This window comes from Rhizobium sp. 05N430 (assembly GCF_056396985.1).
Map to the genome: position 1 here is coordinate 402,373 of NZ_JBFTMO010000001.1, position 16,146 is coordinate 418,518.

The following is a 16,146-nucleotide window of genomic DNA, read 5'->3' on the forward strand; positions in this document are numbered from 1 at the left end:
CAATGAACGCACACCTACAGCCGACCGGTTCCGCCTACTTCATTTCGCCGGAAACCGCCGCAGCCGAGAGCCACACGCTTTCGGTCCTCGTCGACAACGAGCCCGGCGTCCTAGCTCGGGTCATCGGCCTGTTTTCTGGCCGCGGCTACAACATCGAGAGCCTGACGGTCTCGGAGACCGAGCATCAGGCGCATCTGTCGCGCATCACAGTTGTGACGCGCGGCACGCCGCAGGTGCTGGAGCAGATCAAGGCGCAGCTGGAACGCATCGTTCCCGTTCACCGTGTCGTCGATCTGACGGTGCGGGCCCGCGAACTCGGCCAGGACCGGCCGATCGAGCGTGAAGTGGCGCTGATCAAGGTCGTCGGCTCCGGCGACGCACGCGCCGAGACGCTGCGCCTTGCCGATGCTTTTCATGCCAAGGTGGTCGACGCCACAGTCGATCACTTCATTCTCGAGATCACCGGCAAGTCCTCAAAGATCGACCAGTTCGTCTCGGTGATGAAGCCGCTCGGCCTCATCGAAGTCTGCCGCACCGGCATCGCAGCGATGAACCGTGGTGCGCAGGGCATGTAAGCCTGACGCTGATCGGCGAAAGTCTAGAGCGCCCGGGTCTTTGGCCCGGGCGTTTTCATTTTTCCACGATCGGTCAGAGCATCTCCAGCGAAGATTTGCGTCCGGGTGGCGGGAAGACCTTGTCGAGCGCTGCCCAGTCCTCATCGCTGAGATCGAGCGTGACGCTGTCGCGGTTCTCGGCAGCGCGCTCGGCGCTCGATGTCTTGGGGATGGCGATGACGCCGTCGCGTTCCAGCACGAAGGCAAGCGCGATCTGCGCCGGTGTCGCCTGATTGGCCTTGGCGATACGGATCAGCTCCGGATTGTGCAGGATGCGGCCCTGCTCGATCGGCGAATAGGCCATGACGGGGACGCCGTGCTTCTGGCACCAGGGCAGTAGGTCGTATTCGATGCCGCGGCGCGCCAAATTGAAGAGCACCTGATTGGCGGCGCATCTGCGGCCGCCCGGCACCGAGAAGAGCTCCTTCATATCATCCGTGTCGAAGTTCGAAACGCCCCAGGCGCCGATCTTTCCGGCGTCCATCAGTTCTTCGAAGGCTTCCACCGTCTCCGTGAGTGCATACTCGCCGCGCCAGTGCAGCAGATAGAGGTCGATGCGGTCGATGCCGAGGCGCGAGAGGCTGCGGTTGCAGGCCTCGATCGTGCCGGTGCGGCTGGCATTGTGCGGATAGACCTTGCTGGTGATGAACACCTTGTCGCGCTGCCCCTTGATGGCGCGGCCGACGATGCGCTCGGCGCCGCCTTCGCCATACATTTCGGCGGTGTCGATCAATGTCATGCCAAGCTCGATGCCGGCCTTCAGACTTGCTATCTCACGGTCGGCCTCGGAAGCGCGCTCGCCCATGTTCCAGGTGCCCTGGCCAAGGGCGGGGACTTCGGTGCCATCCGGGAACGCGATGGCCGGGATGATGTCTTCCTGCATGGCTCTACCTTTCCTGATGCGGTTGAGGAGATTGCGCTGATAGTCCATCTTTCAAGCAATCCTGTCACGGTGACAATGATCTGGTGGAACAGGAAAATTAGGACAGTTACACTGACCTAAATAAGGGGCCGCGAAAAAGCCGGCCGTTCCGGGAGGACGTCGATGCCATTGGATACGTTCGCAGCGCTGGTGCTGTTTGCCTTCACGACGTCGATCACGCCGGGGCCGAACAACATGATGCTATTCACCTCGGGGGTGAATTTCGGCTTCCGCCGGACGATGCCGCATATGCTCGGAATCGGCGCCGGCTTCCTGTCGCTGCTGCTGGCCGTCGGGCTGGGGCTCGGTGCGGTCCTCCATACGGTTCCGGCGCTCTACACGGTTCTGAAATTCGCCGGTGGCGCCTATCTGCTGTGGATCGCCTGGAAGATCGGTTCGTCGCGCTCGCTGAGCGAGGGCAAGACGAGCGCTACGCCGATGTCCTTCCTGTCGGCCGCGGCCTTCCAGTGGATCAATCCGAAGGCCTGGGTCATGGCCGTGACCGCGATGGCGACCTACACGAACCCGGATCTTTATGTCGTCAGCGTCCTGATCGTCGGCCTGGCTTTCGCGCTGGTCAATGTGCCCAGCGTTTCCACCTGGGCCGGCTTCGGTTCGGCGCTGCGCGACTGGCTGTCTGATCCCGTCAGGCTCAAATGGTTCAACATCACCATGGCCGTGCTTCTGGTGCTCAGCCTCTGGCCGATGCTGAAATGAGTTTTGCCTGATGTGGCTTGGCGGGTGGATCGCAAAGGCCTAAACAGGATTCGATATCGCGGAGGGCATCGTCTTGCACGATCATGATCACGACCATCACCATGACCACGATCATGGGCACGACCACCATCACGACAACCGCTACACCGACATGCAGGCGCGGGTCCGGGCGCTGGAGACGGTGCTGACCGAGAAGGGGCTGATCGACCCGGCGGCGATCGACGCCATCGTCGAGACCTACGAGACGAAGATCGGTCCTCGCAACGGGGCGCTGGTCGTGGCCAAGGCCTGGAGCGATCCTGATTTCGCTGAATGGCTGAAGCAGGATGCAACGGCGGCGATCGCTAGCCTCGGTTACACGGGCCGCCAGGGCGAGCATATGCGCGCCGTCTTCAATACGCCGGAGACGCATAACCTCGTCGTCTGCACGCTTTGCTCCTGCTATCCGTGGTCGGTGCTCGGTCTGCCGCCCGTCTGGTACAAGGCGCCGGCCTACCGTTCGCGCGCCGTCATCGATCCGCGCGGCGTGCTGGCCGAATTCGGCGTGTCACTGCCCGAAGACAAGAAGATCCGCGTCTGGGATTCGACCGCGGAGCTGCGCTACCTCGTCATTCCCGAACGTCCCGATGGCACGGACGGTTTCGGCGAGGAGGCGCTGGCCAACCTCGTCAGCCGCGACGCGATGATCGGTACGGGTATCGCGGCCACGCCGGGAGGCTCCGCATGAACGGGCCGCACGATCTCGGCGGACAGATGGGCTTCGGGGCAGTGGCGCCTGAGCCGAACGAGCCGTATTTCCATGCGGAGTGGGAGAAGCGGGCGCTTGGCGTCGTGCTTTCCTGCGGTGCCTTCGGCGCCTGGACGATCGACGAAAGCCGCCATGCGCGCGAGCGCATCCCGCCTGCCGATTACCTGTCGGCCAGCTATTACGAAATTTGGACCCGGGCGCTCGAAGTGCTGCTGGAGCGGCACGGCTTCGTGGCGCAGGACGAGATCGCAAAAGGTCACAAGCATGACGACGGCGCCGTGCCGAAGCGGGTGCTGAAGGCCGACATGGTCGCGGGTGTGCTGGCCAAGGGCGCGCCCTGCGACCGGCCGGTCGAAGCGCCCGCGAAATTCGCCGCCGGGCAACGGGTGCGGACGCGGAACTTCAATCCCGAGACCCATACGCGGCTGCCGCGCTACGCGCGGGCAAAGACCGGCGTTGTCGAGGCGGTGCAGGGCTCCTTCGTCTTTCCTGACGATCATGCGCATGGAAAAGGCGAGAACCCGCAATGGATCTACACCGTTGTTTTCGATGGCAGAGAGATCTGGGGCGAGGGCGCAGATCCGTCGCTGACGGTGTCGATCGACGCCTGGGAGAGCTATCTTGAGCCAGTGTGATCACATGTCACCGCTGCGGGACTCGCCGCAGTTGCCGAAATCGGCCGAGGGCGATCCGGTCTTTCCCGAACCCTGGGCAGCCGAAGCCTTCGCGATGACGGTGCATCTGCACCAGCGCGGATTGTTCACCTGGAGCGAATGGGCGAAGACGCTGTCTGCCGAGCTGCACCAGCCCGGCCGCGCCATCGATGGCAGCGATTATTTCGACTGCTGGGTGGCGGCGCTCTCGCATATCCTCTCCAGCAAGGGCGTCACGGACGGTGAGACGATCCTGTCGCTGCAGCAGAGCTGGCAGCGCGCCGCCGAGGCGACGCCGCATGGCAGGCCGATCGAGCTTGCCAACGATCCGCTGCGCTGAATTTAGGACGGGAATTGCCGGTAGCATTCCTCGGCCACCTGGCGCAGCTGGTCGCGGGAGATCTCGCCGGTGACCGCGTAGCCGAGCTCGCCGTCGATCCAGTAGAAGGTCTCGAGATTATCCGCCGAGGCGAAGCGGAAGCTGGTCGTGTGGTTCCCGGCATTGCGGCCGACCAAAACAGTCAGGCGTTCGCCGCCCTGATCCTCATACATGAACATCGCGCCCGGCTTGCCATCGACAGGCAGCAGACGGCCGCCGACGAGGTGGAAACCCAGCGTCTGCAGGTTAGGTACCTTCAGGTTCTGGATCGCCAGCCGCTTGCCGAGCCAGGTGGCGAGATGCGCCTCCTCGTTGGCAAAGACTTCGACGGGATGGCGGACTTCGCTGGCATAGACGAGAAAGGCGTTCTGCGCTTGCTGCGGCAATGTCTCGGAGGCGGTGAGCTGCAGTTGCGGCTTTTCGAACAGCGCGGGGCCATAGTGGCCGCTGACCGCGCCTGCCGCGAATACGGCTGCGATGGAGGCGGCGATCGCGGCGCGGCGTGGCCATGACGGGCGAGTGTTGCGCGGCGCCACGAGCAGGGCGTCATCGGGCTTGGCAACGGCATAGGGGCCGAACATTTTCTGGATGGCGGCGCTCTGTGATTTCCATTCGGCGACGGCTGCCGCTTCCTCGGGATTGTCCTTCAGCCATGCCTCGATGCGGGCTTGCTCGGCTTCGGGCAGCTGGCCGTCGGCATAGGCATGCAGATCCGCTTCGGTGACGGTCGGGTTGGGTTCGGTCATTTCGGTCTCCGAAGCGTAATCACATTATCGGCTTTCATTCTCTCGGCGACCCGCTGGCGGGCGCGCGACAGGCGCGACATCACGGTGCCGATGGGGATATCGAGGGCGGTGGCGACCTCGCTGTAGGTGTAGCCCTCGACGACCACAAGCATCAGCACGGCGCGGTTTTCTTCCGAAAGCCCGTTCAGCGCATCCTCCAGCCTGGCACGCTCCAGCGGATCGGAGGGCACAGCGGGCGAGGGAAGGCTTTCGGCCGCGTCGAGCTCCACGGTCATGTTGCGCGGGCCGCTGCGGCGGGCGTTGCGGTAGAGATTGGTCATGATCGTCAGTGCCCAGCCGCGCAGATTCAGCCCGCGCCATTGTGAACGGCGGGCCAGGACCTTTTCGACGCAGTCCTGGAGCAGATCCTCGCCTTCGCTATCGGAGCGGGTCAGGCTTCGTGAATAGCGCCGCAGCGAGGGAAGGAGGGCCAGGATCTGGCCCTCGAAGGTTTCGGGTGCAGGTGTTTTCACGCGCGGATACTCAGGGCTTGGCAAGGTCCCAGTTGCCGCCGACGCCATCGCCGGTGACATCGCCCTTCTTCTTGTCCTTGACCCAGAAATAGAGCGGCATGCCGTCCTTGGCCCACTGCTTCGTCCCGTCCTTGCGATCGATGACCGAGTATGCCCCATCTGCCTTTGCGTCGCCAGCGGCGGCGAGCGGCGGCCAGTTCTTGGCGCAATCGCCGTTGCAATTGGAGGTGCCCATCGCGTCCTTCTTGAAGGTGTAGAGCGTCATGCCGTTTTCGCCGGCAAGAACCTTGCCCTTGGCGGATTCGACGGTCTGGACGGGGGCGGCGGCGAATGCGGCGGTCGCAGCCATGGCGGCAACGGCGAATGCGGTTGCGAATGATACGATTTTCATGCGGTCTCTCCTCACGTTCGGCAGGCTTTGTTGCTTTGCCGGATATGAGACACGCGAGCCCGCCCTTTTATTCCATGCCGTTTTCGAGGGCGTTCCAGAGCGAGGTCCGGGCGAAGGTCCAGTCGCGGGCGAGGGGTGCGGTTCCGGGCGTGAAAGCCGAAAGGACTGCGATCAGCTCCTCGGCATCGCGGCGCTTCTGATTGACCGCGTTGCCGCCCACCCATTGCAGTAGATCGCTGCAGCGTGCGGCGGGAAGTGCTGCTCCGTCGAGGATCGATCGCCAGGTTCGTTTCTTGAAGAAGATGGCGCGGGATGCGGCCAGCAGCACCTGCTTCTCGGCCGCATCGATGACGCCGCGCGCCAGCATGTCACCGAGCGTCGACATGATATTGACCAGCGGTTCGCTGAGCGCCTTGTAGCCCAGTTCGCCCGGCGCATGCAGCTGGGCGACGGCATCGTCATCCTCCAGCGCGCCGCTCGCATACATCGCATAAATCCTGCCGATGCCGGTCATGCCGAAGGCGGCGCACTCGGCGGCGCGCAGCGCGCCCATGCTGGCGGCGCCGAAGACCGGTATTCCGTTGGAGAGCGCAAAGAGGATTTCCTTGTGCCAGACGGGGGCGGCATATTCGAAATAGCCGTCGATCAGGCCGATCGCCGTTGCGCCCTGTCTGACGGCTGTCAGGATATCGCCCTGGGCAGCCGGTGGCCGGATATCGAGGTGGCCGCTGGTCAGCGCTGCGGCATCGGGCAGGGTGGGGCCAACGAAGACGACCTTCATAGGAACTCCATCGACCGCGAGAGAGCGCGCGGGCCGAAACGGTGCTTGCGGTCTCCCTCGGGATTTTCCAGCGTGGGGACGAAAACCTTGGAGACGGCGATCGCGAGGCCGGGTTCGTGCAGCTCGACGGCGATGGCAGGGCCGAGGCCGGTATGGCTGAGCCTACTCACCACGCCTGCCAGCAGCGCAGCAGCACCATCCGCCAGATCGGGCCTCTCGACCACCACCTTCCTAACGGCGGCGGCGAAGAGTGCGCGTGTTCCCGGCGGAAGCGGACGTTCGAAAACCTCCGGCAGGATATCGTCGCGGGCGCCGCTGATGAAGGTCAGGCGTGACTGCGCGGCCTCGGTGATGGCGCGGATCGCGGCGCGGACCGGATTGGGATGGGCGCCGCATCCGTGGGTGACGTCGACATAGCGGATATGTCTGGCAGCGGTGACATCGCCGGGACCGAGAAGGGCGGCGATGCAGGGAATGCCGATGTCGCTGGTCACCTCGAAGAGCCGAAGGGCGAGACCGGCAGCGGCAATCTTCGCACAAAGCGCGCCGATGGCCGGATCGGCGAGGCTTTCCGGGGCAATCGCCTCGATACGCTCGGGCGGCGTCATCTGCCAGAGCGCGAAGGCGTCGCGCTCGATCCGTTCGAGAAGAGCGTGAAGGCGTGCCTCGTCGATGGTGTTGCCGGAGGCGAGGCCGTCGGACGATTGCCAGAAGCGGCAATGGCCGATGGTCCGGTCGAGCAGGATTGCGTCCTTCGGGACGAAAATGGTTCTGCCGTCTTCGAGGCTTGTTCCGGCAACCCAGCTTATCGCCTCGTCCGGCTCGATATCGGCGGCGCCGGCGGCGATCAGCTCGTTGAGGGGATGCCAGGCGTGGCCGTCTGCGGTGAGCGCGCGGCCGCTGCACTGACGCGGGGTCAGTGCCGGATCGCCTGCGATGGTCCGCTCCAGCGCTTCCATGGCGGCGGAGACCTTGGCGTCGATATCGGTCAGGCCCTTGCCCTGATTGACGACGATCGAGCGGGCATTGGGAACGATGGCGTTCCAGACCGGAATGCCGATGCAATCGAGGCCGGTGACGCGGGCAAGCCGGGTGATGCCGAAGCGGGACAGCAGTGGGGTAATGCGGGCGAGTGTTTCCTCCGGCGCGCAAGCGCGATCCGAATAGGTGCTTCGGGTCAGGAGCGTTGCGTCAGGTATCGTCACATCAGCTCCTTGCTTTCGAGGGTTAGGGGCCGTTCACCAGCTTCAGGATCAGGCCCTGGATATGGCCGCCGTCACCCATCTCGACCTTGTCGAAGTCGCGGCCCTGCTGGCGCTGGTAACCCGAAAGTTCGCCCAGCCGCTGCTGCAGGGTGACCCTGATCTTCCTGCATTGCGGATCGTCGGCAGCGCTGAGGCCGAGGCTGTAGCCCTCGATCTGCTTGACCATCTCCTTGATCGTGCCGCCATGCCAGCGTTCGTGGGTCTCGACGCCCGCGATGAAGCTCTGCCAGCTTGCCTGGACGGCGGGGGAAAGCGGCGATGACGGCTTCGGCAATGTGTAGGTGATGATTAGTTTCGGGCGCGCGACGGTGATCTTGCAGGACTTGTCCGGCTGGACCTCATATTTGCGTGTCCATGTCAGCTTGAACGTCGTGTGGGCGATGACCTGACCACCGCCGGCCGCCGGGCCGCGTTCGCCGATCGACTGATAGAGACCGGCGCCTGTTGTGCCGGAGATTGCATAGGTCTTGATCTGTTCGACCGGTTGCCAGTCGGCATGGGCGGCAACCGGCATCGATGCCGATACCGTCAGGAGAAACAACGCGGCCGTTTTCTTCACACGAATCCCTTTCGCCGGACTGCTGCGAGACTAGAGGCGCGCGCTCCGGCTTTCAATCTGGTGATCGCGCAACTGAGAGGCGTTTTCGCCTTGCGTCCGGCGCACGAATCCTGCCAAGTCGCGCATCATGCAATTTGCTCCGCAACAGGATGAAGCCCTGAAGGCCGTTTCGAAATGGCTGAAGGAAGGACGGTCGCCGCTCTTCCGTCTTTTCGGCTATGCCGGAACCGGCAAGACGACGCTTGCGCGCCATTTTGCCGAGAATGTCGATGGCGACGTGCTGTTTGCGGCCTTTACCGGCAAGGCGGCGCAGGTGCTGCGCTCGCGCGGCGCATCGAATGCCAAGACCATCCACTCGCTGATTTACCGCCCGCGCGGCGAAGAGGCGGTCGAGGACGAGGAAACCGGCAAGACCTCGATCGCGCCGATGTTCACCATCAACCGCCAGAGCCCGGTCGCCAAGGCGGCGCTGATCATCGTCGACGAATGCTCGATGGTGGACGAGGCGCTCGGCAGGGACCTGATGAGTTTCGGCACGCCGATCCTGGTGCTCGGCGATCCCGGCCAGCTGCCTCCGGTTTCGGGCGGCGGCTATTTCACCAATCAAGATCCGGATTACCTGCTGACGGATATTCACCGCCAGGCACGTGACAACCCGATCATCAAGCTCGCCATGCAGGTGCGTGAGGGCAACGAGATCATGTATGGCGATTATGGCGCTGCGCAGGTGATCTCGAAAAACGAGGTCAATCAGGACCTCGTCATGAAGGCCGATCAGGTGCTCGTCGGCACCAACCGGACGCGGCGACGCTATAACCAGCGGCTGCGCGAGTTGAAGGGCTTCAATGCCGAATATCCCCAGACCGGTGACAAGCTGGTCTGCCTGCGCAACGATCCGGCCAAGGGACTGCTCAACGGCTCGCTGTGGCAGGTGATGACGTCTTCCAAGGAAACGACGAAGCCCGGTATCAACCTGTTGATCCGTCCGGAAGACGACGACATGGATCGTGGTGCTGCGAAGATCAAATTGCTGAAGCAGGCCTTCGAGGATGTCGAGGGCGAAATTCCCTGGAACACCCGCAAGCGCTACGACGAATTTGACTACGGCTATGCGCTGACGGTTCACAAGGCGCAGGGCTCGCAGTGGAACAATGTCGTGCTGTTCGATGAAAGCTGGGCCTTCCGCGATACGCGCGAGCGCTGGCTTTACACGGCAATCACCCGTGCAGCCGAGACTTTGACCATCGTTCGATAGGCCGGGACGATCATGTGATAAGCGGGCAGGCGTGGCGGACGCCGTTCCGGTGCGGTGGACAGTCCTCAGACCTGGACGATGCCGAGCAGGACAGCCTTGGCTATCGCCTGGAAGCGGTTGTTGGCCCGGAACTTCAGGATGATTGCCGATTCCAGCGCTTTTGCCTCGTCATGGGAAAGGCTGAGCGCCCTGGCGATCCGCTGTGTCGAATAGCCCTCGGCCATCAGCGACAGGCAGCGCCGTTCCTTCTCCGAGAGCCCGTCGGGATCCTCGTTGTCGTTGAGCGGCGGCATCTCCCCATGGGCGTCGAGATCGAGCAGGTCGCCGACCTGCTGCAGCTGACGGTGCAGCGTCGACATCTCGGCCGTCAGTTCGCGCTTGCGCACACCCAGCGCCTCGCGAAACATGGTCTCTGCTTCCTCCTGCGATCGCGCGTGGCGAAGCTCATCCATCAGATCCTGGATGACGGCGATCGGCATGCCGGTCTCGCGGCAGACGTTGATGACGGCCATGCGCATCACGTCGTCCTGACCATAGACTCGCATCAGGCCGATGCGATTGGCCGAAAGCAGGCCCTTCTCCTCGTAGAAATGTAATGTCCTGTGGGTGACACCGAATGCATTCGCCATGTCGGCGATCGGCACCGGTCCATCAGGGAGATCCGGCGGCAGCGCGGCAGAAGGCAGGAACCGGTATTTCGACCGGGCCTCCGAAGCGTTGCCGGCGGCAGCAAACATGCGTTTGGAACCGTCTGGCATGAACCCTCCTAGGGCATACTGTTGCACCTCATGCGGTTGCCAGTTGCTTTCGACGGCGCTGCGGAGTGGGGTTTTCCTCGAGGCGTTCTTGTCGTTGGGGAAGGAAGCAGTACGCGGCGTACTAAACTCGATACATATTCTTCACGTTATGCGTGAACGGTCTTTTTTGTAAGTGCTAAAAATAATCGTTTTTAAATAGGATAGCAATGCGGGCGGAAAAGCTTGAAACGCTGCGAAAAGATAGCCGGATGCCGTTTGCGCGAGCGTCAGCGTTTCTTCCAGCGGAACGGGAAATACTCCTTGCGGTACGGATCGCGTCACGCAGCGTGAAGCATCACGAATTTGCATGCTGCCATCTGCGAATCTCGTTGGCCTTGGCGGCGCCATTGGCATAAAAGCGGAGCACGCATCTGCCATCGAATGGATCATCGTCATGCCGACCACGCTTTCCGTGAACCTCAACGCCGTCGCCATGCTGCGCAATCGCCGCGATCTGCCGTGGCCGAGCGTCGAAAGCCTTGGCCGTATCGCGCTGAAATCGGGGGCGAGCGGGCTGACAGTGCATCCGCGGCCGGACCAGCGGCATATCCGCTTCTCCGACCTGCCGGTGATCCGCAACCTGATCGACGACGAATTCCCCGAAGCCGAGTTCAACATCGAGGGATATCCGACCGAAGAGTTTCTCGATCTCTGCCGCAGCGCTGCGCCTGAACAGGTGACGCTGGTGCCTGACGACCCGACGCAGGCGACATCGGATCATGGTTGGAATTTCCGCAAGGACGAGCGTTTCCTGACCGATGTGATCGCCAAGCTGAAGGCGATGGGAACCCGGGTGTCGCTGTTTGCCGATGGTGACGGCGATGTGGAAGCGGTGAAGATCGCCAAGGCTGTCGGCGCCGACCGTATCGAGCTCTATACCGGCCCCTATGGCGGCTGCTACGACGCCCCTGAGCGGGTCGGCCCCATTCTCGAAGCGCTTGGAAAGACGGCGGATGCGGCGCTGGCGATCGGCCTCGGCGTCAATGCCGGTCACGATCTGACGGTTGCCAATCTGCCGCCGCTGGTGAAGCGTATTCCGGCTCTCGCGGAAGTCTCGATCGGCCATGGGCTGACGGCGGATGCGCTGGAATACGGGATGGCTGAAACCGTGCGCCGCTTTTGCCGCGCCTGCGGCCAGAAGATCTGATCTGAAAAGCCCGCCGCGGTGGTGTACGGCGGGCTCTCAGGCTTCGCTCAGGCGGTGAGCGCTGCCTTGTTCTCTTCGATGAAGCTGCGCAGCGTCTGCGGCTCCCTGCCTGTCAGCGCCGTGAAGTCGCCGCTCAGGCTATCGAAATTGCCAGCGCGGATATTGGCATCGGCAGACACCAGCATCTCGACCACGAAAGAAGGCAGGCCGGCACCTGTCATGCCGGCGGAGAGCTGTTCATCGCTGACCTCGACGACATCTAGCGAGCGGCCGGTGATGGCGCTGACGGCGGAGGCGACATCGGCGATCGAATAGGAGGTCGAGCCGGTCAACGTGTAGGTCCTGTTTTCGGCCTTGCCGGAAGCGAGAGCGGCGGCAATCGCCAGCGCGCAGTCTTCGCGCGAGATATAAGGCACCTTGCCGCCCTTGGTGGCGGTGTACCACTTGCCGCCCTGCAGATTATGCGGCAGCGAATGCATGAAATTGTCGAAATACCAGGCGTCGCGCAGGATCGTGTAGGAGATGCCGCTGGCCTTGATGGCGTTCTCGGTGCCGAGATGATCGGGTGCGAAGGTGACGAGCGATTTGTCGGGCGAGGGCATGGAGGTGTAGGCGAGCTGCTTGACGCCGGCTTTTTTGGCGGCATCGACGGCAGCCGTATGCTGCTTCAGGCGCTGGCCGGGGACGGCGAGTGCATCGGTGCTGATGATGAGGACGGTGCCTGCGCCTTCAAAGGCGGAGACGAGGCCCGCGGCATCGTCGAAATCCGCCTTGCGGGTGGCAACGCCCTTGGCGGCGAGATCGGCAAGCTTCGAGGGATCGCGCGTCGCGGCGATGATCCGTGAAGCAGGCACCTTGTAGGTCTCAAGCAGGTGGTGGAGAACGCGCTGGCCAAGCTGACCGGCGGCGCCGGTGACGAGAATTGTATCGCTCATGGATCTATCCTTTTTATGGTCTCTAAAAGAGACTAGCACTAAAATAGGAATTGACGTCCTTCTGTAAAGGAGGCAGTTTTTTAGCTCTACGTTACCAAAAGGGAACCACCCGTCATGAGTGGCACTGTCGTCAGCCTGAAGAGCAAGCCGGCCCCCGGCGTTCGCCGCGAGATCGATTTCGAGCAGCTCGATTTCGGCAATTGCCCGATCAGGGACATGATGCAGCAGATCGGCGGAAAATGGTCGACGCTGATGCTGGAGGCGCTTGCGGCGCGGCCGTACCGTTTCGGTGAACTGAGACGCAAGATCCCCGATATCTCGCAGCGGATGCTGACTCAGACGCTGCGGGACCTGCAGCGTGAAGGCTATATCGAGCGCGAGGTGTTTGCGACGAAGCCGCCGAGCGTCGAGTACCGGATCACCGAGCTTGGCGTCTCGCTCTACGCGACGCTGGCGCTTTTGCTGAATTGGGCGGAAGCGAACCATGAAGCTGTTCGCGCCGCCCGAATTCGTTTCGATGCCTAGAGCGTTTCCTGGTTATATTGAAGCATTCTGCCGGAGCAGGTTTTCGACAGGGCAAAGGCGATTGGCGAAGGGCATACCCCTAGGTATGGTCGAGCCGATCGCCTTTGATCCTGGCGGAAAGATGCCCGGCCCCTGCGGGGTTGGCTGAAACGGGCCGCCTGATCGACCGGCTGGCTTGGCCGTAGATCTGGGCTACGGCGCGCGCCAGCCGGTCGACCATCCGACTCCGTTTGAGCCAACAGAATGCTTCAATATAACCAGGAAACGCTCTAGGAAGGCTGAGACGCGGCTTACTTGCCGCGTCCCTCGGTGAGGAAGAGCAGGAAGGCGAAGGCAGGGAAGCAGAAGCCGATCCAGGCCGTCATCGTCCATCCGCCCGTGGCATAGGCCCAGCCGCCGATCGCCGAGCCCGCAGCACCACCCATGAAGAATGTTGCCATGAACAGACCGTTCAGGCGGCTGCGATGCTCGGCGCTGATCGAGAAGATCGTGCGCTGGCTGCAGACGAGATTGGTGGTGACACCGAAGTCGAGCATGATGGCGGAAGCCGTCAGCAGGCCGATCGCCAGCGTCGATCCGTCGGTGGCGAAATGGCTGACGAGGAACGATACCATCGCAAGCACCATGGCAAGCGTCGATGCCACCTTCGTCAGGCCGCGGTCGGCGAGGCGTCCGGCGATCGGCGAAGCGATGGCGCCGGCAGCGCCTGCAAGGGCGAAGAGCGCAATGCCGTTCTGGCTGAAGCCGAAAGCCGGGCTGGAGAGCAGCAAGGGCGTCGTCGTCCAGAACAGGCTGAAGGCGCCGAACATGCCGGCCTGGTAGAGCGCACGGCGCTGCAGGACCCTTGAGGTCATGGCGAGATGGCCCATGGAGGCGAGGAGCGCACCATAGCTCAGTTTCGTATGCGGTGTGCGCACCGGCAGCGTGGCGCGCAGCAACAGGACCAGCAGCACCATGAAGACGGCGGTGACGTAATAGACCATGTGCCATGAGGAGGCTTCGGCGACGAAGCTGGCGAAGGGACGTGCCAGCATGATGCCGCAGAGCAGGCCGCTCATGACATTGCCGACGACACGGCCGCGGCTTGCATCCGGCGCCATATGGGCGGCGAAGGGCACGACCACCTGAACGGCGACGGAGGACAGGCCGATACAGAGCGAGGCCAGCAGGAAGAGCGCCGGCGTCGAGGCGAAGGATGCACCGATGAGGGCGATGGCGGAGAGACCGATCAGGAGCAGGATCAGCCGGCGGTTTTCGAGAAGATCGCCGAGCGGCACGATCAGCAGCAGGCCAAGGCCGTAGCCGATCTGGGTCAAGGTGACGATCAGGCCGGTGGCGGCAGGCGTGAAGCCGAGATCGGCGCTGATCAGGCCTGCCAGCGGTTGGCCGTAATAGAGATTGGCGGCGACGAGGCCGCAGGTGGCTGCAAATAGAAATGTCATCAGGGACGAGATGACCGGGGAGGCGGCCGTCTCGTCCGTTGCTGAGGAAATGCTCATGGGAACTCCAGTATGCGGATCTGGGGGAGGATCGGTATAAAAAGTCGGTTCAGACCACCTGCTTTGGCGGGCGGCGTCAGGTCAGTAATTTCATGGCGGTGTCGGCGACGGCGTTCATTTCGGCCGCGGTGCTGCCGGTCTTGCCGACGACGCGCATGCCGTTCATCACGCAGAGCAGGCTGATCGCCGCCGATGCAGCATCGATCGACGGCGCGACGGAGCCATCGGCCTGTCCGATCAGGATGAGGTCGAGGATGAATTCCTCATTCGAGGTGAAGGCGTCCTCAATGCGCTTGGCGGCTTCCGGATCGAAGGTGGCGATCTCATTGGCGCTGCCGACGACGAGGCAGCCGCGGCGGCCGGATTCGCCGTGCGACGAGAAGGCGTAGAGGCCGAGCAGGGCGCGCAGTTTCTGCCGTCCGGTCTCCGCCCCCGCCATGCTCTCGGTGATCTTGCCGCGGCGGATCTTGCGATAGCGGTCGAAGGCGGCGAGGAAGACGCCGCGTTTGTCCTTGAACGCCTTGTAGACGCTGCCCGAGGTCAGCCCCATCGCCTCGGTCAGTTCGCTGATAGATGTCGCGTGGTAGCCGCGTTCGGAAAAGACAGCGAGCGCTTTGTCGAGGGCGGCGTCCATGTCGAATTCGCGCGGGCGGCCGCGGCTGCGGCTCATATCTTCGGGGGCGAGCGTGGTCATGGCTCACTCAATTAGGAAATGATCGTTTCCAAATCAAGCGAAATATTCGTGACGGCTGATTTCAGAGATCGAGCACCCAGGTCTGGCCGTTCTCTTCGGTGCCGAACATGCTGTGTCGCTCTTCGGAGACAAGCTGGAATCCCGCCTTGACGTAGATTGCCCGCGCCGAATGCAGGATGTCGTTGGTCCAGAGCGAAATCTGTCGGTAATTCTTTGCGCGGGCGAAGCGAATGCATTCGTTGACCAGCGTTCTGCCAAGGCCGAGGCCGCGCGCCGCCTTGTCGATATAGAGCAGCCGGAGCTTGGCAATGCCGTCGCCGCCATTGGTGATCAGCACCGAGCCGATGTTGATGCCGTTACGCTCAGCGATCCAGCAATATTCCATGGCGGGATCGAAATTCGCCAGGAATTTGCCGGCGACCTCGGCGACGAGGCCTTCGAAGCGCATGTTCCAGCCATATTCCTCGACATAGGCCTTGCCCTGGCTCTGGACTATCCAGCCCATGTCGCCGGGGCGGTGGGCACGGATGACGGGGGCGGTCAGTTTTGTCTTGGGATCGAGAAGCGAGCGGATCGTCTGCATTGCGGACACGACGCTCTGCGGCTCGCCATCCGCCAGACGGTCGAAACGCTCGGCCAGTTGGGCATTGGAGCGGCGGCCGAAATCCTCGAACTGTGTCTGTCCCTTACTGGTAACGCGGATGGTCTGGCTGCGCCGGTCTGCCTGATCGGCCTCTGTCGCGACCAGGCCTTCGGCTTTGAAGCGTTTGAGGATGCGGCTGAGATAGGCAGGGTCGACATGAAGATCGGCGGCAAGTGCGGTGGCGCCGATGCCGTCATGCGAGCCGATTTCGAACAGCACCCGGGCATCGGTCAGCGTGAAGGGCGTATCGAGATAGGCCTTGTTCAGCACGCCGAGGAGGTTTGTATAGAAGCGGTTGAAATCGCGGGCGGCTTCGATGAGCGCTGAATCGGTCATGGACAAAATCTCCTATTGGAGACCTTGT

At 62.9% G+C, this 16,146-nt stretch carries 21 protein-coding genes; 8 read left to right on the forward strand and 13 right to left on the reverse strand.

Translation table 11 applies throughout. From position 1 onward, the window contains the following. Positions 1–2: 2 nt before the first annotated feature. Positions 3–575, forward strand: coding sequence for an acetolactate synthase small subunit (ilvN, locus tag AC1DJO_RS01970; protein ID WP_112387039.1), 573 nt, complete (start codon positions 3–5; stop codon positions 573–575). Between the two features lie 73 nt (positions 576–648). Here ilvN and AC1DJO_RS01975 read toward each other — a convergent pair whose 3' ends face one another. Continuing rightward, a complete protein-coding gene (locus AC1DJO_RS01975; RefSeq protein ID WP_477969213.1) occupies positions 649–1,497 on the reverse strand; it encodes an aldo/keto reductase in 849 nt (282 codons plus the stop codon). A gap of 162 nt (positions 1,498–1,659) precedes the next feature. Here AC1DJO_RS01975 and AC1DJO_RS01980 point away from each other — a divergent pair, with 162 nt between their 5' ends. From AC1DJO_RS01980 to AC1DJO_RS01995, 4 genes are all read left to right on the forward strand, one after another. Then, entirely contained in the window at positions 1,660–2,253 is a 594-nt protein-coding gene (locus tag AC1DJO_RS01980; RefSeq protein WP_477968715.1) for a LysE family translocator, read from the forward strand. Between the two features lie 73 nt (positions 2,254–2,326). Beyond that, positions 2,327–2,980 carry a nitrile hydratase subunit alpha gene (gene nthA / locus AC1DJO_RS01985; protein WP_477968717.1) on the forward strand — a complete coding sequence of 218 codons (654 nt, stop codon included), beginning with the start codon at positions 2,327–2,329 and terminating at the stop codon, positions 2,978–2,980. Next, positions 2,977–3,636 carry a nitrile hydratase subunit beta gene (gene nthB, locus AC1DJO_RS01990; protein WP_477968719.1) on the forward strand — a complete coding sequence of 220 codons (660 nt, stop codon included), beginning with the start codon at positions 2,977–2,979 and terminating at the stop codon, positions 3,634–3,636. Before nthA ends, nthB begins: the two co-directional genes overlap by 4 nt. Before the next feature lie 4 nt (positions 3,637–3,640). After that, positions 3,641–3,994, forward strand: a complete 354-nt coding sequence (locus AC1DJO_RS01995; protein WP_477969215.1) for a nitrile hydratase accessory protein — start codon at positions 3,641–3,643, stop codon at positions 3,992–3,994. Positions 3,995–3,996: 2 nt separating this feature from the next. Here AC1DJO_RS01995 and AC1DJO_RS02000 read toward each other — a convergent pair whose 3' ends face one another. From AC1DJO_RS02000 to AC1DJO_RS02025, 6 genes are all read right to left on the reverse strand, one after another. After that, positions 3,997–4,779 carry an anti-sigma factor family protein gene (locus AC1DJO_RS02000; RefSeq protein ID WP_477968721.1) on the reverse strand — a complete coding sequence of 261 codons (783 nt, stop codon included), beginning with the start codon at positions 4,777–4,779 and terminating at the stop codon, positions 3,997–3,999. After that, positions 4,776–5,291 (reverse strand): RNA polymerase sigma factor, encoded by a 516-nt coding sequence (locus AC1DJO_RS02005; protein ID WP_477968723.1) that lies wholly within the window; start codon positions 5,289–5,291, stop codon positions 4,776–4,778. Before AC1DJO_RS02005 ends, AC1DJO_RS02000 begins: the two co-directional genes overlap by 4 nt. A gap of 10 nt (positions 5,292–5,301) precedes the next feature. Beyond that, the gene (locus AC1DJO_RS02010; protein ID WP_112387046.1) at positions 5,302–5,682 is read right to left on the reverse strand and encodes a COG4315 family predicted lipoprotein; all 381 of its coding nucleotides are present in this window, start codon (positions 5,680–5,682) and stop codon (positions 5,302–5,304) included. 67 nt (positions 5,683–5,749) lie between these two features. After that, positions 5,750–6,463, reverse strand: coding sequence for a TfuA-like protein (locus AC1DJO_RS02015; protein ID WP_477968725.1), 714 nt, complete (start codon positions 6,461–6,463; stop codon positions 5,750–5,752). Further along, positions 6,460–7,668 (reverse strand): YcaO-like family protein, encoded by a 1,209-nt coding sequence (locus tag AC1DJO_RS02020; RefSeq protein ID WP_477968727.1) that lies wholly within the window; start codon positions 7,666–7,668, stop codon positions 6,460–6,462. Before AC1DJO_RS02020 ends, AC1DJO_RS02015 begins: the two co-directional genes overlap by 4 nt. A 22-nt stretch (positions 7,669–7,690) precedes the next feature. After that, positions 7,691–8,242: a DUF922 domain-containing Zn-dependent protease gene (locus AC1DJO_RS02025; RefSeq protein WP_477969217.1), complete on the reverse strand. Its 552-nt coding sequence runs from the start codon at positions 8,240–8,242 to the stop codon at positions 7,691–7,693. Positions 8,243–8,414: 172 nt separating this feature from the next. On the opposite strand from AC1DJO_RS02025, the gene AC1DJO_RS02030 reads away from it, so the two are divergent. Further along, a complete protein-coding gene (locus tag AC1DJO_RS02030; RefSeq protein ID WP_112387048.1) occupies positions 8,415–9,542 on the forward strand; it encodes an ATP-dependent DNA helicase in 1,128 nt (375 codons plus the stop codon). Between the two features lie 65 nt (positions 9,543–9,607). Here AC1DJO_RS02030 and AC1DJO_RS02035 read toward each other — a convergent pair whose 3' ends face one another. Together AC1DJO_RS02035 and AC1DJO_RS02040 are read right to left on the reverse strand one after the other, a co-directional pair. Further along, positions 9,608–10,300, reverse strand: coding sequence for a MerR family transcriptional regulator (locus AC1DJO_RS02035; RefSeq protein ID WP_112515946.1), 693 nt, complete (start codon positions 10,298–10,300; stop codon positions 9,608–9,610). Between the two features lie 141 nt (positions 10,301–10,441). Beyond that, positions 10,442–10,735 carry a hypothetical protein gene (locus AC1DJO_RS02040; protein WP_162698673.1) on the reverse strand — a complete coding sequence of 98 codons (294 nt, stop codon included), beginning with the start codon at positions 10,733–10,735 and terminating at the stop codon, positions 10,442–10,444. Here AC1DJO_RS02040 and AC1DJO_RS02045 point away from each other — a divergent pair. Continuing rightward, the gene (locus AC1DJO_RS02045) at positions 10,734–11,486 is read left to right on the forward strand and encodes a pyridoxine 5'-phosphate synthase (RefSeq protein ID WP_477940084.1); all 753 of its coding nucleotides are present in this window, start codon (positions 10,734–10,736) and stop codon (positions 11,484–11,486) included. The genes AC1DJO_RS02040 and AC1DJO_RS02045 overlap by 2 nt on opposite strands. A 47-nt stretch (positions 11,487–11,533) precedes the next feature. Here AC1DJO_RS02045 and AC1DJO_RS02050 read toward each other — a convergent pair whose 3' ends face one another. Beyond that, positions 11,534–12,421, reverse strand: a complete 888-nt coding sequence (locus AC1DJO_RS02050; RefSeq protein WP_477968729.1) for an SDR family oxidoreductase — start codon at positions 12,419–12,421, stop codon at positions 11,534–11,536. 114 nt (positions 12,422–12,535) lie between these two features. Between AC1DJO_RS02050 and AC1DJO_RS02055 the strand changes: the two genes are divergently transcribed. Then, positions 12,536–12,946, forward strand: coding sequence for a winged helix-turn-helix transcriptional regulator (locus AC1DJO_RS02055; RefSeq protein ID WP_477968731.1), 411 nt, complete (start codon positions 12,536–12,538; stop codon positions 12,944–12,946). A 290-nt stretch (positions 12,947–13,236) separates the two neighbouring features. On the opposite strand, the gene AC1DJO_RS02060 is transcribed toward AC1DJO_RS02055, so the two are convergent. From AC1DJO_RS02060 to AC1DJO_RS02070, 3 genes are all read right to left on the reverse strand, one after another. Beyond that, positions 13,237–14,445 carry an MFS transporter gene (locus AC1DJO_RS02060; protein WP_477968733.1) on the reverse strand — a complete coding sequence of 403 codons (1,209 nt, stop codon included), beginning with the start codon at positions 14,443–14,445 and terminating at the stop codon, positions 13,237–13,239. A gap of 76 nt (positions 14,446–14,521) precedes the next feature. Beyond that, a complete protein-coding gene (locus AC1DJO_RS02065; protein ID WP_477968735.1) occupies positions 14,522–15,139 on the reverse strand; it encodes a TetR/AcrR family transcriptional regulator in 618 nt (205 codons plus the stop codon). A gap of 61 nt (positions 15,140–15,200) precedes the next feature. Continuing rightward, positions 15,201–16,118, reverse strand: coding sequence for a bifunctional helix-turn-helix transcriptional regulator/GNAT family N-acetyltransferase (locus tag AC1DJO_RS02070; RefSeq protein WP_477968737.1), 918 nt, complete (start codon positions 16,116–16,118; stop codon positions 15,201–15,203). Positions 16,119–16,146 lie beyond the last annotated feature (28 nt).

Coding starts and splice junctions, on each gene's coding strand:
- AC1DJO_RS02000 (WP_477968721.1), bottom strand. CDS start 4,779: ATGACCGAACCCAACCCGACCGTCACCGAAGCGGATCTGCATGCCTAT.
- ilvN (WP_112387039.1), top strand. CDS start 3: ATGAACGCACACCTACAGCCGACCGGTTCCGCCTACTTCATTTCGCCG.
- AC1DJO_RS02025 (WP_477969217.1), bottom strand. CDS start 8,242: ATGCCGGTTGCCGCCCATGCCGACTGGCAACCGGTCGAACAGATCAAG.
- nthB (WP_477968719.1), top strand. CDS start 2,977: ATGAACGGGCCGCACGATCTCGGCGGACAGATGGGCTTCGGGGCAGTG.
- AC1DJO_RS02050 (WP_477968729.1), bottom strand. CDS start 12,421: ATGAGCGATACAATTCTCGTCACCGGCGCCGCCGGTCAGCTTGGCCAG.
- AC1DJO_RS01975 (WP_477969213.1), bottom strand. CDS start 1,497: ATGCAGGAAGACATCATCCCGGCCATCGCGTTCCCGGATGGCACCGAA.
- AC1DJO_RS02030 (WP_112387048.1), top strand. CDS start 8,415: ATGCAATTTGCTCCGCAACAGGATGAAGCCCTGAAGGCCGTTTCGAAA.
- AC1DJO_RS02060 (WP_477968733.1), bottom strand. CDS start 14,445: ATGAGCATTTCCTCAGCAACGGACGAGACGGCCGCCTCCCCGGTCATC.
- AC1DJO_RS02055 (WP_477968731.1), top strand. CDS start 12,536: ATGAGTGGCACTGTCGTCAGCCTGAAGAGCAAGCCGGCCCCCGGCGTT.
- AC1DJO_RS01980 (WP_477968715.1), top strand. CDS start 1,660: ATGCCATTGGATACGTTCGCAGCGCTGGTGCTGTTTGCCTTCACGACG.
- AC1DJO_RS01995 (WP_477969215.1), top strand. CDS start 3,641: ATGTCACCGCTGCGGGACTCGCCGCAGTTGCCGAAATCGGCCGAGGGC.
- AC1DJO_RS02045 (WP_477940084.1), top strand. CDS start 10,734: ATGCCGACCACGCTTTCCGTGAACCTCAACGCCGTCGCCATGCTGCGC.
- AC1DJO_RS02015 (WP_477968725.1), bottom strand. CDS start 6,463: ATGAAGGTCGTCTTCGTTGGCCCCACCCTGCCCGATGCCGCAGCGCTG.
- AC1DJO_RS02065 (WP_477968735.1), bottom strand. CDS start 15,139: ATGACCACGCTCGCCCCCGAAGATATGAGCCGCAGCCGCGGCCGCCCG.
- AC1DJO_RS02010 (WP_112387046.1), bottom strand. CDS start 5,682: ATGAAAATCGTATCATTCGCAACCGCATTCGCCGTTGCCGCCATGGCT.
- AC1DJO_RS02040 (WP_162698673.1), bottom strand. CDS start 10,735: ATGACGATGATCCATTCGATGGCAGATGCGTGCTCCGCTTTTATGCCA.
- AC1DJO_RS02035 (WP_112515946.1), bottom strand. CDS start 10,300: ATGCCAGACGGTTCCAAACGCATGTTTGCTGCCGCCGGCAACGCTTCG.
- AC1DJO_RS02070 (WP_477968737.1), bottom strand. CDS start 16,118: ATGACCGATTCAGCGCTCATCGAAGCCGCCCGCGATTTCAACCGCTTC.